The following is a 17,613-nucleotide window of genomic DNA, read 5'->3' on the forward strand; positions in this document are numbered from 1 at the left end:
TCACCACGTATTTTGGCCCCATAAGCCCCCGTACCTTTAGGTGTCCAGGTACTCCTATATCCCCTCGGGCGATTAGTACTAGCGGACTTAACACCTCGGGGGGAAACCCCTCGGTGCTTACATCCCTAGCCTATCAACCCCCTCTTCTAGGGGTGCCCTCGTCCCCAAAGGGAACGGCTGCCTATTTTCGGGGTGGGTTTCGGGCTTAGATGCTTTCAGCCCTTAACCCTTAGCGCGTGGCTGCTCGGCATGCCCTGTCGGACAGCCGATAGACTAGAGGCGCCGGTGGTTCGTTCCTCTCGTACTAGAACCACCTTCCCCTCAGGCAGCCCACACCTCCAGCAGATAGCAACCAACCTGTCTCACGACGGTTTAAACCCAGCTCGTGATCCCCTTTAATGGGCGAACAGCCCCACCCTTGGGTCCTGCTGCAGACCCAGGATGGGAAAAACCGACATCGATGTAGCAAGCCGCGGGGTCGATATGGGCTCTCGCCCGCGACAACTCTGTTATCCCCGGGGTAGCTTTTCTGTCATCCCTGGCCCCCATCGGTGAGGCACAGGGGTTCGCTAGGCCCGGCTTTCGCCTCTTGGTTGCGTATTGTGGGCAACCAAGTCAGGCCGGCTTTTGCCCTTGCACTCAACGGCGGAGTTCTGACCCGCCTGAGCCGACCTTTGGGCCCTCCCGATGCCTTTTCAGGAGGGTGCCGCCCCAGCCAAACTGCCCACCTACCGGTGTCCCCCTACTGGGGTAAGGGACATGGTCATGGGTGGGTGGTGTCCCATGGGCGCCTCCACCCCCCCTGGCGAGGGGGCTTCGACGGCTCCCACCTACGCTGTACACCCACGACCATGCCCCAACGGCAGGCTGCAGTAAAGCTCCACGGGGTCTTCGCTTCCCACTGGAGGTCTCCGGCCTTTGCACCGGAAAGGTAGGTTCACCGGGTTCCAGCCGGGGACAGTGGGGGTCTCGTTACGCCATTCATGCGGGTCGGAACTTACCCGACAAGGAATTTCGCTACCTTAAGAGGGTTATAGTTACCCCCGCCGTTTACTGGCGCTTCGCCCGGTTGTACCCGGGTTTCACGTACCAGCACTGGGCAGGCGTCGGCCTTAGTACACACCCTTTCGGGCTAGCTAAGACCTGTGTTTTTATTAAACAGTCGGACCCCCCTAGTCACTGCGACCAGCAGCCCCTTGAGAAGGCCGCTGGCACCCCTTCTCCCGAAGTTACGGGGCCAATTTGCCGACTTCCCTCGGCTGGATTCTCCCGACACGCCTTAGGCTACTCACCTAGGGGCACCTGTGTCGGTTCTAGGTACGGTCGCCAGGGATCCTTGCCAGTTCCCTTTTCACGGGCTCCAGGGCTCGGCCAAACCGCCCTAACGGGCGGCTCATCAGGCTTTCATCCGGTTCTCGTTATTACAACTCTCCCCGGACTTATACCCTTGACCACCCCGACGGGGGTGGTTGGCCTACCCTGAAGCGTCAGGAACTGGCCTTGCGTTGCCGCACGTACCCTGGCGGCACAGGAATATTAACCTGTTTCCCTTTCCCCCCAAGGGAGTTACCCTGGGGGTTAGGACCGGCTAACCCACAGCTGACGATCATTGCTGTGGAAACCTGGCCCCTTCGGCGGTGGGGATTCTCACCCCACTTTGCTGTTACTACTGCCGGGATCCTCATTTCTACGGGGTCCACTCGACCTCACGGCCGAGCTTCTACCCCCGCAGAACGCCCCCCTACCGGATCACCTTTCGGTGCCCCCGGGTCTCGGTGGCCGGTTTAGCCCCGTCCATTTTCGGGGCCCCTGACCTCGGCAGGTGAGCTGTTACGCACTCTTTAAAGGATGGCTGCTTCTAAGCCAACCTCCCTGCTGTCTTAGGCCAGGGACGCCCTTCCTGTTCACACTTAACCGGCACTTAGGGACCTTAACCCGGGTCTCGGTTATTCCCGTCTCGGACATACGGCTTACCCGTATGCCCTCACTCGGGGGCTACGGCGTGGACAGGTTCGGAGTTTGACAGGGTGGCGAGGGCTTTCGCCCCCTATCCACCCTATCAGTGCTCTACCCTGCCCACTACCTAACCCCCGGCTAGCCTGCGAGCTACTTCGGGGGGAACCAGCTGTCTCCGGGCTCGATTGGCCTTTCACCCCTAGACCGGGGTCAGGGGAGCACTTTGCATTGTAACACCCCTGCAGGCCTCCACCCCTCTGATGAGGGGCTTCACCTTGCCCCGGCCTAGATCGCCCGGTTTCGGGTCGTATGGCTGTGACTCCAGGCCCTTAAGACCCCGTCCCTCGGCAAAGGCCTGCGGACCTGTCGGTTTCCCTACGCCTCCGACCTTTAAGGTCTTAGGCTCGCCACAGCCATACACTCCCCGGCCCGTTTTTCGAAACGGACGGCACGACCCTGGACACTGTTCCTCGTACTCCCCTCTCGCGAGGGTTTCCTTCGGAACAGTTGCCTTTGGGGCCGTGCCATACTGTCCCTACCTGGTTTCAGGCTCTTTTCACCCCCCGCTAGGGGTGCTTTTCAGCTTTCCCTCACGGTACTAGTTCGCTATCGGTCTTGGGACGTATTTAGGGTTGGAAGACCGATGCCTCCCAGATTCCCGCGGGATATCCGACCCACGGTACTCAGGGACACCCCAAAACCCAGGTCGGTTACGCCTACGGGACTTTCACCCTCTATGGTATGCCATTCCAGGCAACTTCGGCTTCCCGACCTGGGTTTTTTACGGGGGCCCTGCAACCCCACATCCCCTGGATGTTACCACCCAGGGTTCAGTTTGCCCTCTGCCGCTTTCGGTCGCCCCTACTCACGGCATCCCTGTTGGTTTCTTTTCCTGCGGGTACTAAGATGTTTCAATTCCCCGCGTTCCCGCTCCTTACGGAGCGCCCCAAATGGGGCAGGAAGTCCCATTCGGGGATCCTGGGATCTACGGATGCCTGCTCCTCCCCCAGGCTTATCGCAGCTTGCCACGCCCTTCGTCGGCGCCCAAGCCGAGCCATCCACCAGGTAGGATAGGTGGATATAGGAGTACCTGGATATCACCAGGTACGGGGGCTTATGGGGCCCTCATCTCCCTTCGGGCTATCGATCCATGACCCCCAAGATCATGGATCGAAAAAAATAAAAGTGGACCCAGTGGGATTTGAACCCACGGCCTCCGCCTTGCAAGGGCGGCGCTCTCCCAGCTGAGCTATGGGCCCATGATGTAAGCCTGCAACCATTTAGTGCCTGGTAACGACCGGCTTTTTTCCAAGGAGGTGATCCAGCCGCAGGTTCCCCTACGGCTACCTTGTTACGACTTCACCCCCCTCGCTGAGCCCAGGTTCGACCCTGGCCAGCGGCCAGGGCCTCACCTGGACCCAACTCGGGTGGTGTGACGGGCGGTGTGTGCAAGGAGCAGGGACACATTCACCGCAGCATGGTGAGCTGCGATTACTACGGATTCCGCCTTCACGTGGGCGAGTTGCAGCCCACGATCCGAACTACGGTTGGGTTTAGGGGATTAGCTCCCCCTTTCGGGGTCGCATCCCACTGTCCCAACCATTGTAGCCCGCGTGTAGCCCAGGGGATTCGGGGCATACGGACCTATCGTTGCCCGCACCTTCCTCTGGTTTGGCACCAGCGGTCCCCTATGAGTGCCCTCCCCCCGGAGGGGGAGATGGCAACATAGGGCGCGGGTCTCGCTCGTTACCTGACTTAACAGGACGCCTCACGGTACGAGCTGACGATGGCCATGCACCACCTCTCGGCTCTTCAGGTAAGGTCGTCAACCTGACCTTCATCATGCCGTCGCCCCTGGTGAGGTGCCCGGCGTTGAATCCAATTAAACCGCAGGCTCCACCCGTTGTAGTGCTCCCCCGCCAATTCCTTTAAGTTTCAGTCTTGCGACCGTACTCCCCAGGCGGCGGACTTAACGGCTTCCCTTCGGCACCGCCTGGGCCCGAAGCCCAGGCGACACCTAGTCCGCAGCGTTTACGGCCGGGACTACCCGGGTATCTAATCCGGTTCGCGCCCCCGGCTTTCGTCCCTCACCGTCGGACCCGTTCCAGGCAGGTGCCTTCGCCATAGGTGGTCCTCCAGGGATCAACGCATTTCACCGCTACCCCTGGAGTACCCCTGCCCTCTCCCGGTCCCAAGTCCAGCAGTATCCCTGCCAGTCCTACGGTTAAGCCGTAGGATTTAAGCAGGGACTTACTGGACCGGCTACGGACGCTTTAGGCCCAATAATAGTGGCCACCACTCGGGCCGCCGGTATTACCGCGGCTGCTGGCACCGGACTTGCCCAGCCCTTATTCCCGGAGCTTTTTACACTCCGGAAAAGCCGTGGCTAGGCCACGGCACTTGGGGTCCCCCCATCGCACTTTCGTGCATTGTGGAGGTTTCGCGCCTGCTGCGCCCCGTAGGGCCTGGGGCCTTGTCTCAGTCCCCATCTCCGGGCTCCCTCTCTCAAGGCCCGTACCGATCGTAGGCTTGGTGGGCCGTTACCCCACCAACTACCTAATCGGCCGCAGTCCCATCCTCAGGCGGGCATGCGCCCTTTCGGGGAAGGATCCTTCCAGACCTCTTCCCCTATGGGGTATTAGCCTCAGTTTCCCGAGGTTATCCCCCACCTGAGGGTAGGTTGACCACGTGTTACTGAGCCGTCCGCCGGTGCCTGCACCCCGAAGGGTGCAGGCCCCACGACTCGCATGGCTTAGTCGGACCCCAATAGCAGTGGCCTCCGGCGGGATCAACCGGAATTAAAATGGAGTACGGTCACTTCCGGTCGTTACCAGGTATCACTTGGTTGCAGGCTTACATCCAACCTAAGTCCTCGACTTAGGTTATCACTCCTTTGCATAAAATAACACCGTACAGAATGTTGTATTGTTTTTAGGATTAGAACAATAGGGTTAATATAAGTTGAATGTTAATAAGATAGATAATTTCCAAAAAGAAATGCTGATCTCTGACCAGACATTTAATGAAATTTTTTAATAACTGAACTCTAACTCTTTTTTCTCCAGTACTTAAAAATATCTTGAGGGTAAAAAGTATAGATAATGGGAGACTTTTTCTCTTTTTATTGTTTTAAATATTTCGTGCTTTAATTTAGTCTTTACTACAGTAAGAATAGTAAAAATAAAAACAATGGAAGAAAGGAGAATCCATTAAAAGTACATAGATATAATGTATAACAATAACCCCGATGTATTGAAAAAATTGTAATGAAACACAAATAATAAGAATTTTATTTATAATTTTTTTATTTTTATAACAATATATCATTTATTATATTATAAAGAAATAAGGATTTTTAATAAATAAAAAATATTATTAAACCCGTAATGATCTATAACTAATAATAACCACGATTTCATTAAAATTTGAATAAAATATAAAAATAATAATAAAAATTATTATATTCTAAAAATAATAACTAAAATCATGATTATAAAGATATTTAAGCCCCATAACTCCCACTAAAATTCTGATAAAAAATAATAAAAATGAGAAATAAGAAGATAAGAGAATTTAAAAAATAAAAAGTAGTTAAAAATTAAAAATTAAAAAAGAATATTTTTCTCTACTTTACTCTTATTATAATATATAATACCATTAATAGTTATAAAGAGTTTCCAAATTGAGATTATCAGACAATTAACATTATATTTAACCCTAATTCCCATCAAAAAATCCTGATAAGAATAACAATAATTATAAAAAGTATAAAAGGATGATATAAAATCAGAATAAATAAAAGATAATCTCCTAGAATGTTCTAAGATACTATAGAAGTGGAGCAGATCCTTCTTAGCAGGTTGCTATTATTAATTTTGTTAAAAGTTATTATATTTTAATAATATTTTAATATTTTTTCAGTTTTTATTTATTTTTATTATTTAAATCATTACTTTGATGGGAATTAAGATAAATTAAAATATTTTAAATTATTGTTTTTTATATTTTTTAGACTCGTAAGGGTTAGAAATTTTTCTCTTATAGTATTCTGCGTCCTTAGAGACCTTCCTGTTATATATAGATCCTATCCTCTCTATGGCATCAAGTACTTTTATGGTATTCTCCAAGTAGTTATATATATCTCCTGGATAGGTCTGGAGGTTCAATGTATTGTATATATGCTTAGATATCTGCAGTGGTGTTTTCCCACTTGTCCTTAAATTAACTATATACTTAGAGAAGTACCTGACAATGTCCTCCTCTATCATACCTTCGAACTCCATTATCCAGGGCAGTACTCTATCTCTCAGGTTCCTGTCTGTTATCTTATCCATGTTCTCCTTTATTATCTCGAAGGCGTCTATAAATTTCGTAGGTATATTGACGTTGATAACCTTACTTATCCTATTTTTAAGGCCCATTGGGATATATACCCCCTCAAATGGATTGACTAAGGATATTAGATCTAAAATTGGGAGATCTAAATTCTTCCTTATAACCTCTGCATCCTCTGGGTATAGGAAAGATATCCCTGTAAAGTAGCCGTACTTAGTGACAGTTATATCTCCCCTCTCCTCCACCATCCCGTACTCCTTAAGTTTATTGAGTATATAGTCTAAACTGTAATTACTTCCCATCAAGGGAACCTTAGACAGTAGTTCCCTCTTTCTATACCTTTTAATACTATCGTAATACCTTCCATATTTCTCGATGGCACATAAACTTGCTAATATCTGCTCCATCTCCTCCTTCTCCTCGTAAATTACACCTACATCCTCAGGTTCAGAACTTAACAGTTGGAATGCTACCTCGTCCTCACTCCTCTCCATCTTTGCATGATACCTCCTACCTATCTCTATCAACATATACACCTTTCCCATGTCGTGCATCCCCTTCCTACCTGCCCTCCCACATATCTGCTGGAACTCTGAAGGTGTGAGCCAATCGCCCCCCATGGCTAAACTCTCCAAGATGACAGTTGACGCAGGAAAATCTACCCCTGCCGCAAGGGCGGCAGTTGTAACTACACACATAACCTCCTGATTTATGAACTTCTCCTCTACAACCCTCCTCCTCCTGTACTCCATACCTCCATGGTAGTACTCGGACTTTATACCCTTAGAGTTTAGAAACCTTGAAATGTATTCCGCCCTCTTCCTGGAGTATGTGAATATCAAACTCTGCCCCCTATAACCGTACTTAGATCTTACGTTAAACTCCCTCTTTACTATCTCCCTGATCGTATTAAGTTTTTGATACTCGTTTTTAGCAAATAGGATATGCCTCTCCAAGGGCACTGGACGGCCACTGTAGGTTATAAGATGGGCACCTAAGCGTTTAGAGAGTTCCCTCGGATTCCCTACAGTGGCAGAGAGGTATATCATCTGCATATCCTCCCCCATCCTCTTGAGAAACCTCAACCTACCTATAAGCCCATCTAAGCGGGCTCCCCTCTCCTCCATATTCAAAGAGTGGACCTCGTCTATTACAACAGTTCCAATACCTTTTAACCTACCTGATCTTATAAGGTAGTCTATACCCTCGTAGGTTCCAACGATGATATCGCTATCTAAGTCAGTATTTACATCCTCACATCTCCCCTCGTATAACCTCCCAGTACCTACTCTTAAACTTACACTTAATCCTATTTCCCTGTAGCGCTCCCTGAACTCTAAATACTTCTGATTTGCCAGGGCTACTAAGGGCACCAGGTATAGGAACTTCCCCTTACCCTCAAGTATGTTCTTTATACCTGCCAACTCCCCTATAAGTGTCTTCCCAGAGGAGGTAGCAGAGGTTACTAAGAGATCCCTACCTTTCAACAGTCCTCCCTTAACTGTAAGTGTTTGTACAGGTAGTAGTTCCTTTATACCTCTCTTTTTTATTATCTTTTTTAATTCATCTGGGATATCCAACTCCTCAACTTTGTAGTTTCTAATACTATCTTCTTCACCTCCAGTTAAAACATCGTATCTCGTTAATTCAGGGTTACCTACAGGGTTCTTAGATGTTAATAGATTTAAAACCTTATTTACGTCCCTAAATCTCTTAAGTAACGTCTCTATGAACCTCTTCCCAATATTTACCTCCTCTTTAACCTCCTCAACTGCACAATCTAGACATATATATCTATCATAGTGGAGATACCTATCCTCCTCTAGTATGGTGTATCTTCCCTTTATTAGACAGTAAGGACATAACTCCACAAGTTCATACTTTATATTTTTACTTTTTAGAAACTCCTCCAACTTTAGGGAGTCCTCCTTACTTAGAAGTACCTTATCACAGTTCCTCAGGATATCCACTACCTTGGAGGGCTGTATAGGTTTTATATTTCCTTCCTTTTCTTCCCTACATCTGTACAGATCTATCCTCTTACCTACCTCCCTAAGGAGACAGTGGTATTTAACGTTATTTTTAATATCGAGGATCTCCAATTCTTGTTTCTGTTTCTTCTTTTTCAACTTCCTCATTATTATCAAGGTTTCACCTATTTATAATTATAAATAATAATTATTAATAAAAATTAAAATATGGAATAAAATTATTATTTCAATAACAACACTATTATTGGAGGGTAATATGGACATCGAGGATCTGAAGTATATAGAGAAGAAACTAGGTAGAAAACCTAACGATGTTGAAATTGGGATGTTTGAAAACCTCTGGAGTGAGCACTGTTCCTATAGAAGTACAAAAAATATTCTTAAGTTATTCAGTAAAACTATAAAGGACGATCAGAACATAGTCATAGGTCCTGGAGATGACGCCGCTGTGATAAGAGTAGATAAAGAAACTGGCCTATGTATAGCATTGGCAATGGAGAGTCATAACCACCCTTCTTATATAGATCCCTACAACGGTGCTGCCACAGGTGTTGGGGGAATAGTTAGAGATATTATCTCCATGAATGCAAAACCTATTGCACTTTTAGACTCTCTTAGGTTTGGTGATATCGAGGGAGAGATGGGGGATAAGGTTAGGTGGCTTGTGGAGGGGGTGGTTAGTGGTATCAGTGATTACGGGAATAGGATCGGTGTGCCAACTGTAGGGGGAGAGTGTGAGTTTCACAGTTCCTACAACTACAACAACCTTGTAAATGTTGTCTGTGTAGGTATTGTAAGGGAAGGAGAGGTTATAACGGGAAAGGCTAAGGAACCAAATTTATCCCTTATACTTGTGGGGAGTACTGGAAGGGATGGAATAGGAGGGGCATCCTTCGCCTCTAAGGATCTCACAAGTGATAGTGAGGAGGATAGGCCAAGTGTTCAGATAGGGGATGCCTTTGTAGGGAAGTGTCTAATAGATAGTGTATTGGAGGCCTGTAAAACTGGAAAGGTAAAGGCTATGAAGGATTTAGGGGCTGCAGGGCTTACCTCTGCATGTTCAGAGATGTGCTACGGTGGAGGTGTTGGTGCGGAGATACACTTAGAGAGGGTTATCTTAAGGGAGGAGGGGATGACTCCCTACGAGATATTAGTATCGGAATCCCAGGAGAGGATGTTGTTGGCAGTAGAGAAAGGAGGGGAGGAGGAGGTAATAGAGGTATTTAAGAAGTACGAACTTCCTGCATCTGTTATAGGTTGGACTACAGATACTAAGAGGATCGTAGTTAAGATGCATGGTAAGAAGGTTGTAGATCTACCTCTAGATCTACTCTGTGGAGCACCACCTATAGAGAGGAGGGAGAACCCCTCTATATTTGAGGAGTACATAGACAGTAATAAAGTTAAGATGCCTGAAGATCTTGGAGAGGTACTGTTAAAACTACTTGGAAGTCCAAATATCGCCTCAAAGAGATGGATATACGAGAGATACGATCACGAAGTACAACTGAGAACTGTTGTAAAACCTGGAATGGACTCTGCAGTACTTAGGTTTATGGAGTGTCCTCCAAAGGCATTGGCACTTACAACGGACTGTAATCCAAACTTCTGTAAGTTAAATCCTTACGTAGGTAGTGTATATACAGTATGTGAAGGTGTTAGAAACCTTGCAACTGTAGGGGCAAAACCTATAGGGATGTTGGACAACTTGAACTTTGGAAACCCAGAGAAACCTGAGAGGATGTATCAGTTGAAGAAGTGTGTTGAGGGATTGGCCAACTGTGCAGAGTTTTTCAACATCCCAGTTGTAGGGGGGAATGTAAGTCTCTACAACGAGACTGTAATAGATGGTAGGGAGTATCCTATAAATCCAACACCTACTATATGCCTGGTAGGTATTATAGATAACGTGGAGATGGTGCCCTCTATACACAGTAAGGTGGAGGAAGGGGATGTTATTATAATAACAAATGAAACGAAGGATGAGATGGGGGGAAGTGAGTACTTCAGATACATCCATAAGATAGAGAAGGGTATTGTACCAAGGTGCAACTTGGAGAAGGAGAAAAGGATATACGATACAGTGGTTGATCTCGTAGGTAAGGGACTGATAAGTTATGCAACTGACTGTTCAAGGGGAGGTTTAGGTGTAGGGTTGGCGAGACTCTGTATTATGAATAGGATAGGTGCAGAGGTATATTTAGGAGATTACAATAAAAACAACTTAAGGGATGATATACTTCTGTTCTCAGAGACTTCAGGGAGAATATTACTCGTTGTGAAGGAGGAGAATGTGGAGAGGGTTCTTAGTGCCTTAGGTGAGAATGGATATACTATTGGAAAGGTTGGAGGGAATTCGTTGAAGGTGTATAACCAAGATAGGGAGATCATCAACTTAGGTGTAAGGGAGATGGTGGATGTTTATGAAAAGAGTTTCTATAGGATAATGGGAGACATGGATTAATAGTTTACAATTTGGAATTTTAAATTATTAAATTATCTTTAAAGGAGAAAATAGGTGAATATGTTTTTACATCTCTTTTCTCTTTTTGTTATTATAATATAAAATTATAATAAAATTATTAAACATTATTGAAAAATACTTAAAAAAGATAGATAACCTCCTTCAAGACCTAAGAGACTAAAAAGACAGGAATTCTTTTCAATACTAATATAGTGTTATTATTATCACCAATAATGATTATAACTCATTTTATACCATGGTTATTACATTATGAATTATATTTAAATATTAAAATTATAACAATAAATACTAAAAAATAAAAAGTGGAAGTATGATGATGGAAGGAAATGTAGAGGTTGTAAAGATACCGAAAGAAAGGATTGGAGTATTAATTGGGAAAGAGGGTGGAGTGAAGAAGAGAATTGAGAAGGAACTGGGAGTACAACTCAAAATTAACCAGGAGGGAGAGGTAACCATCTTTTCAACCAAGGATACTAAGGATCCACTGGCCCTGTGGAAGGGAAGGGATATTGTAAGGGCAATAGGAAGAGGTTTTAATCCAGAAAAGGCTTTAAAATTAGTTTCAGATGATTACGTCCTCGAGATTATAGATATATCTGATTATGCAAATACTCCCAATGCCCTAAGGAGGCTTAAAGGTAGAATTATAGGCAGTGGTGGAAAGTCTAGAAGGTATATCGAGGATCTGACAGAGACCTATGTATCAGTTTATGGGAAGACTGTGGCGATATTAGGAGAGTACGAACCTGTTCAGGTAGCCAAAGAGGCTGTATATATGATCCTAAGAGGTTCTTCCCATTCAAAAATGTACAAATTCCTAGAGAGCCATAGGAGGGAGATAAAGAGAAGAAGCATGGAACTCTGGAAAAAGGATTAAGCGGTTATTACAGTTTAGTAGTGAAGTTCCCTATATTTTTAATTTATATTACTGGAAAAAAGAATTATAGTATAGTTATGATGGATTGCTCTTTCTCATCTCCTTTATCTTCTTTATCAAGGATCCCTTTCCACCCTCCAACGTAAGTTTTACACCCTTTCTTTTACATCCATCTTCTTCCTTCTTCTCCTCTCCATCGTTATTACAAAGTGGACATTCTTTAACTAAGGTCAATATAGGAGAATCTACATTCATGTCGAAGGTCTTTCCTAGGAATCTCTTACCAATCACGTACACCTCTGCACTACTGCCCCTTGATGCCTTAGGCTTACTGATATAGACCTTTTTAAAGTAATTCCTAACAAGATCCACGTAATCGTTAAATAAACTACCCTGAAATACCTTAACTAGGAAGTTGCCACCCTCCTTTAAAAGTTTAGTAGCCACTATAAGAGCCACTGTGGTAAGTTCTACAGATCTACTGTGATCCACATCCCAGACTCCAGTTATATTTGGAGAGGCATCTGATACCACAACATCCGCCTTGGAGGGCAGATAGGAGAGTATTTTCTCTAAGGTTTCCCTCTTAGTCATATCTCCCTTAATGGTAATTACATTCTCATAGCCTAGAGGTTTAACACTCTGGAGATCTACACCTACAACAAATCCCTTCTCTCCTACTATAGATCTTACAGCCTGTAGCCATCCTCCTGGAGCACATCCTAGATCTACAACAACATTTCCCTCCTTTATAATCCTGAATTTCTCATTTAACTGCATTAGTTTATATACAGCCCTGGAACGGTAGTTGTTTTTCTTCGCAAGGTTATAGTATAGATCTTTCTTTCTTTGAAGTAGCCATCTTTTATCCTTTCTTCCCATAGTATTACCTCCTTATTTTTATTCCTCCTTTACAACCCTCTCTATCTCCCTAAAATCCACTGCACCCTCCCTTATAAGTTCCACCTTACCATCAACAACTTTGATCACAGTGGAGGGCTTCCTATAGGGACATGCCCCTGTATCTATTATTAAATCCACCCTCTCCCTTATTCTATCATCTATCTCCCCAACAGATGTAGGTGGCTTCTCTCCACTTATATTTGCACTTGTGGCAGTTAGTGGTACTATAGAGAGTTCCCTTATTATATCGCTCTTTGGCACCCTTATACCGATGTATTCCTTTGATAGAGTATCGGGAATAGTATCCTTCTTCTTCAATACTATCGTTAGAGGACCAGGGAGGAACCTCTCTACAATCTTCCTACTTACATCATCTAGGTAGGCATACCTTTCAATATCTTTGATGTCCCTCAAAAAGATAGACACAGGTTTGCCCCTCTCCCTCTCCTTTATACTATACACTCTCTCAAGGGCAGACTCATCTAAGGCATTTGCACATAAACCGTATAGTGTGTCTGTTCCACAGACGAATACCTTGCCCTCTAGTATAATCTTTTTAATATAGTCGAAGTGCTTTTTTAACTCATCGAGTGTTTTTATTTTTAGTATTTTTACCATTTTTTCACCTTATTTTAATCTTAATTGTAATAATAATTAGAATAAAAATAATTAAGAGATAAAAACTATTAAAAAAAGATTATCAGAGATCACCTTAGTTCTTTAGTATCTAGTATATGCCGGGAGATATGAACTTATTTTACTTTTATTTAGTTTCATTATTTTATGATTTTAATTATTCTTATTATTATAATATTTACCCTACTTCCCATCAAAAAATCCTGATAAAAATAATAGTAATTATAATAAAAGTAATAAATATAATAAAAGAATAAGAGATAAATAGTCTCTCCTGGGATACTCTAAGACGCTATAGAAGTGGAGCAGATTCTTTCTAATAGATTGTTATTATTAATTTTTATAAGGTATTAAATATTATAAGATATAAATTTTAATATTTTCCCAGTCTTTTTTATTATTTTTTATTATTTAAATCATTACTTTGATGGGAATTAAGGTTATTCACTTCTTTTTTATTTCTATCCCTTCAGAATTATTTTATTGTTATTATTTTTTCCTAATTTTAATTATTTTTATAGTGATTATTATTTTTATTATTCTTCTAATTAACAATTTTAATGGGAAGTGGGTTTATTATATTATTTTTTTATTGAAAGTTTTCTATACTGTTTTTCAGTATAAATTAATTTTATTTTATGACTATAAATGAAAAATTTCGAATATATACCTCCTAGTGTTTAATACGTTTTAAGAGTTATTTCTTATGTTCTGTAATTTTTAATAAGGGTGTTATCTTTATTATACCCCTGACATACATCATTAAGGGGACAATCTTCACATTTTGGCTCATCATGGTTATAACAGTATTTAGTACCTATGTACATCAGTCCGTCATCGAAGTCTCCCACAGAGAAGTCATATCCATCTTTATTCAGTTTATAAATAAGGAGATTTGGCACTCTTTGTATCTCCATAGATCGAGGTTTCCCCATTTTCAAATATTCTCGAACTACAACCAAGTAATCATGGAAAAACTCTGAATCAGTTGAGATTCCCTTTACCTTTTTACCACGGATATTAGTTACCCGAATATAATTAACTCCACCTTTGCCCTTCCCCTTCTGAATTACATTCCACTTTTCATAATCCTTCAAAGTGGCTAACTCCAAAAGAAAACCTGTTCTAAAGAGGACTCGCCCTGCATTACTATCTAAAGGTACCTCGTATGAGATACCTGTCCACCCCTTATCATCCTTTCTATGTTTCACAAGTCCAAAAGTACTTACGTATAACTTAGCAAATAGATGGCAACCTTTATAACCAATTGCACTACCGAGGCCGTATCTCTCGTTATCTTTTAGTTGTTGGGACATAATTTCAGCAGAGGAATGGGATTCTAGATGATCAACTAATACCTGTGGAGAACTTTCACACTTTGAATTCAAATCCTTCTCTAACAGTAAGAACATAGCTAAAGGTACTCCCCATCTATGTATAGCATAGTCCAATACCTGTTTAGTGGATACTATACCACGCATAGACTGGGTAAAAAATAGATTGTACTTACTAGGTGATGATTTATTTTCCAAGGCCCATTTTTCTGCCCGAATCTCTTTAATAGAGTTATGTTTAGATATCATCTCATCTATAGAGATATTTAATTCGTTGAAAAAATCTGTAGGTCTATGAAATATTCTTATTTCTTTTCGATAAAGGGATGTAGTTACCTCCTTAAGTAGTTCCCTAACTCCAACTATATCAGGTCCCTGATCCAGTACAACATTTACCAACAAATACCTAGTTAAAATCTCTCGTCTTGTAAATTTACCGTCGTACTCATCTAACTCATCGTATTTTAAATTCCCCTCCCTGTCAAAGTAGTGTTTAAAGGGTTCCACTTCATAAACAGGTGGTGTTTCCCTTTTTTCCCTTCCAATCTCAACTAATCTCTTTGTAATATCTAAAAGAAAATCCCAATTAACCATCTCTATCCTCCCGTCCTTCACCATTTATCCATTTAAATAGATTTATCTGGACATTGGATAGTCTTTTTTTGGCAAATTCGTAGTACTCCGGTACTATCTCAAATCCAATGTAGTGTCTTCCCAACATTTTAGATACCACTGCCACAGTACCTGAACCTAGGAAGGGATCTAAAACTATATCTCCCTCATCACTACTGAACAGAATTATCTTTTTTACAAGTTCTATCGGTAGTTTTGTAGGTGTTTTTATCTTTCCAGTCCAGTACTCCCTGTTGATGATCCATACATCCTCTGGATAATGCTCGATTTTATTGAATTTGTATCTTTTCTCATCTTTAACTACAAAAAGTATATGGTAATGACTTGTTACGTATTTTCTCTTTGTAAATACTCCAAATTGATACTTCCATATAATATGATTTATTGTTATAAAACCTACATCATCCAATGCATTTAGAACATCTTTTAAATTAGTCCATCCAGAGAAAACATACATACTTCCACTTCTCTTCAAAACACGGTACGCCTCCTCCATCCAAGTTCGTGTAAATTCGTAGTATTTTTCCTTAGGGATCTCGTTATAACCCTCTAAGACATTTTCCTCACTTCTGTTGTAATTACTACGTCTTGCTTTAAAATCAATGGCAAAAGGTGGATCAGTTACTATTAAATCTATGGAATCGGATGGCAGATCTTTCATTAACTTTAAGGCATCTCCACAGTATATTTCATCAACTTTAAATTTTCCCAGTTTCATCCTATTACCTTAGTTTTTAAATCTTATAAAAATAATTATAATAATTAAAATAAGATAAAAATAATAAAAATTTTATTTCACAGTACAATACTCCAAAACCTTTGCACATTGACAGTTTTTTTCCCTACTAAGAGCGTGTTCTATAAAGTCCTCCACTATCCCTATTAACTTCTCCTCCACCTTTCTTATAACTTCAAAAACTTCATCCACTGTTAGTTTATCCTTAGATATCCCTGCAGCGTAGTTTGTCACTGTACAAAGTGAGGCGTAGCATAATCCCAACTCCTTTGCCAGTGCTACCTCAGGATAGCCTGTCATACCTACTACATCCCCAAGGGTCCTGTAGAATCTTATCTCAGATTTCGTCTCAAATCTTGGTCCCTCTGTACAGATATATACCCCTTCATTGTAGGGATAACCTCTCCTATCCAGTACATCCCTTAAAATGTTCATAACCTCTGGACAGTAAGGTTCTGAAAGATCTATATGAACTACCTTGCCATCCTCACCGTCGTAATATGTGGATATTCTATTTTTAGTAAACTCCATAAAGTCCTGAGGTATGAAAAACGTCCCAGGTTTAATATGCTCCTTTAAAGAGCCAACAGAGTTTATACTTAATATCCTCTCTACTCCTAACATCTTAAGTGCGTAGATATTTGCCCTGTAGTTAATCCTATGAGGTGGAATACTGTGGTTTAAACCATGCCTAAATAGGAGTACTACACTGTCTTCCCTATCTATCAACACCTTTACCTTCCCGTACTTGGTGTTTATTACCTCTTCTTTACCCCTCCTTAGAACTGAAGATATCCCCGTCCCTCCTATTATTCCTATTATACTATCACCTCATTCTTCCTGTAGAGTTTTACAGTCTAAGAAAAATATATCCCCATCTTCCGAGACACTTACAATAAAAGGTTTTTTAACTATTCTTCTCTCTATATTATCTTTCATATTTCTATATATGAGATCTACCAATTCCAAGGAGTTATACTTTACATGTATATTCAACTTATTACATTCTTCATATATCATTTTAGGAATTTGAAATACGTCAGTATTCTCTTTAACAGTCAGTCGTAAAGGAGCAATTATACTCTCATATATTTTTAAGGTATTTTTTGCCTTTTCGATATTTTCCCTTGCCCTCTTCTCTATCATACATATATTTGCCTTAGTGGTGTTCATTAAATTGGCTATCTCTTCTAAGGTCAAACCTTTTCTCCGTAGTTTAAGTACTTTTATCTGAGTATCTGTTAGAAAAGATTCCATATTTATCCCACTTATCGCTGGATATTGATATTAATTTTAATAATATTATAATAAATTGCCTCTCTAAAGTTGGTACTGTTTTAAGATGTTTTTAATAAATAATTTTAAATGAATATGTCCAAGATATTAGAGATAGTTTAATTTTGTTCCCATTAAAAGAGTTATTAAAAAAGATAATAAAATTAAAATTATTATAAAGATTAAAAATTAATTTAGTAAAAAAGAACTTTAAAACTTTTGTGGGACAATCCTAAAAACAGGATAAGATGTGAGAATTTTCTCGTGATATTTAGGACATTAAGAGTTATAGTTGGAAAGAAATAGAAAATTTTTCTCTCCTTTTAATGTTTAGTGGTAGAGAATGGGAAATTATCCAGATTTATACAACTGAAATAAATATTTATTTGTAATTATTTTATAAATTAATTTTTATTAGATATTTTTTGAGAACTGAAAATTATAATTACGAT

At 41.9% G+C, this 17,613-nt stretch carries 9 protein-coding genes, 1 tRNA gene and 2 rRNA genes; 2 read left to right on the forward strand and 10 right to left on the reverse strand.

Features of this window, described 5'->3' with window-relative positions; genetic code table 11:
- Positions 1-52 precede the first annotated feature (52 nt).
- The 4 genes from CFE53_RS00160 to CFE53_RS00175 form a co-directional block, all read right to left on the reverse strand.
- Positions 53-3,042: ribosomal RNA gene (locus CFE53_RS00160) — 23S ribosomal RNA — on the reverse strand.
- A gap of 100 nt (positions 3,043-3,142) precedes the next feature.
- Positions 3,143-3,215, reverse strand: a tRNA-Ala gene (locus CFE53_RS00165).
- 52 nt (positions 3,216-3,267) lie between these two features.
- Positions 3,268-4,755 (reverse strand): 16S ribosomal RNA (locus tag CFE53_RS00170).
- The 16S and 23S rRNA genes sit together here with 1 tRNA gene alongside, the layout of an rRNA operon.
- Before the next feature lie 1,190 nt (positions 4,756-5,945).
- Entirely contained in the window at positions 5,946-8,438 is a 2,493-nt protein-coding gene (locus CFE53_RS00175; protein ID WP_148119896.1) for a DUF5814 domain-containing protein, read from the reverse strand.
- Positions 8,439-8,538: 100 nt separating this feature from the next.
- On the opposite strand from CFE53_RS00175, the gene purL reads away from it, so the two are divergent.
- Together purL and CFE53_RS00185 are read left to right on the forward strand one after the other, a co-directional pair.
- The gene (gene purL, locus CFE53_RS00180) at positions 8,539-10,746 is read left to right on the forward strand and encodes a phosphoribosylformylglycinamidine synthase subunit PurL (protein ID WP_148119897.1); all 2,208 of its coding nucleotides are present in this window, start codon (positions 8,539-8,541) and stop codon (positions 10,744-10,746) included.
- 337 nt (positions 10,747-11,083) lie between these two features.
- Positions 11,084-11,644 (forward strand): KH domain-containing protein, encoded by a 561-nt coding sequence (locus CFE53_RS00185; protein ID WP_148121097.1) that lies wholly within the window; start codon positions 11,084-11,086, stop codon positions 11,642-11,644.
- Between the two features lie 75 nt (positions 11,645-11,719).
- On the opposite strand, the gene CFE53_RS00190 is transcribed toward CFE53_RS00185, so the two are convergent.
- The 6 genes from CFE53_RS00190 to CFE53_RS00215 form a co-directional block, all read right to left on the reverse strand.
- A complete protein-coding gene (locus tag CFE53_RS00190; protein ID WP_148119898.1) occupies positions 11,720-12,526 on the reverse strand; it encodes an RlmE family RNA methyltransferase in 807 nt (268 codons plus the stop codon).
- Positions 12,527-12,544: 18 nt separating this feature from the next.
- Positions 12,545-13,165: an L-threonylcarbamoyladenylate synthase gene (locus tag CFE53_RS00195; RefSeq protein ID WP_148119899.1), complete on the reverse strand. Its 621-nt coding sequence runs from the start codon at positions 13,163-13,165 to the stop codon at positions 12,545-12,547.
- A gap of 722 nt (positions 13,166-13,887) precedes the next feature.
- Positions 13,888-15,135 (reverse strand): hypothetical protein, encoded by a 1,248-nt coding sequence (locus CFE53_RS00200; protein WP_150131691.1) that lies wholly within the window; start codon positions 15,133-15,135, stop codon positions 13,888-13,890.
- Positions 15,104-15,868: a site-specific DNA-methyltransferase gene (locus CFE53_RS00205; protein WP_148119901.1), complete on the reverse strand. Its 765-nt coding sequence runs from the start codon at positions 15,866-15,868 to the stop codon at positions 15,104-15,106. Before CFE53_RS00205 ends, CFE53_RS00200 begins: the two co-directional genes overlap by 32 nt.
- Before the next feature lie 72 nt (positions 15,869-15,940).
- Entirely contained in the window at positions 15,941-16,708 is a 768-nt protein-coding gene (locus CFE53_RS00210; protein WP_148119902.1) for an S-methyl-5'-thioinosine phosphorylase, read from the reverse strand.
- Positions 16,709-16,717: 9 nt separating this feature from the next.
- Positions 16,718-17,143: a Tfx family DNA-binding protein gene (locus CFE53_RS00215; RefSeq protein ID WP_148119903.1), complete on the reverse strand. Its 426-nt coding sequence runs from the start codon at positions 17,141-17,143 to the stop codon at positions 16,718-16,720.
- Positions 17,144-17,613 lie beyond the last annotated feature (470 nt).

Source organism: Methanofervidicoccus sp. A16, from assembly GCF_003351865.1.
Lineage (GTDB): Archaea > AGJL01 > Methanococci > Methanococcales > Methanococcaceae > Methanofervidicoccus.

Coding starts and splice junctions, on each gene's coding strand:
- purL (WP_148119897.1), top strand. CDS start 8,539: ATGGACATCGAGGATCTGAAGTATATAGAGAAGAAACTAGGTAGAAAA.
- CFE53_RS00185 (WP_148121097.1), top strand. CDS start 11,084: ATGGAAGGAAATGTAGAGGTTGTAAAGATACCGAAAGAAAGGATTGGA.
- CFE53_RS00190 (WP_148119898.1), bottom strand. CDS start 12,526: ATGGGAAGAAAGGATAAAAGATGGCTACTTCAAAGAAAGAAAGATCTA.
- CFE53_RS00195 (WP_148119899.1), bottom strand. CDS start 13,165: ATGGTAAAAATACTAAAAATAAAAACACTCGATGAGTTAAAAAAGCAC.
- CFE53_RS00200 (WP_150131691.1), bottom strand. CDS start 15,135: ATGGTGAAGGACGGGAGGATAGAGATGGTTAATTGGGATTTTCTTTTA.
- CFE53_RS00205 (WP_148119901.1), bottom strand. CDS start 15,868: ATGAAACTGGGAAAATTTAAAGTTGATGAAATATACTGTGGAGATGCC.
- CFE53_RS00215 (WP_148119903.1), bottom strand. CDS start 17,143: ATGGAATCTTTTCTAACAGATACTCAGATAAAAGTACTTAAACTACGG.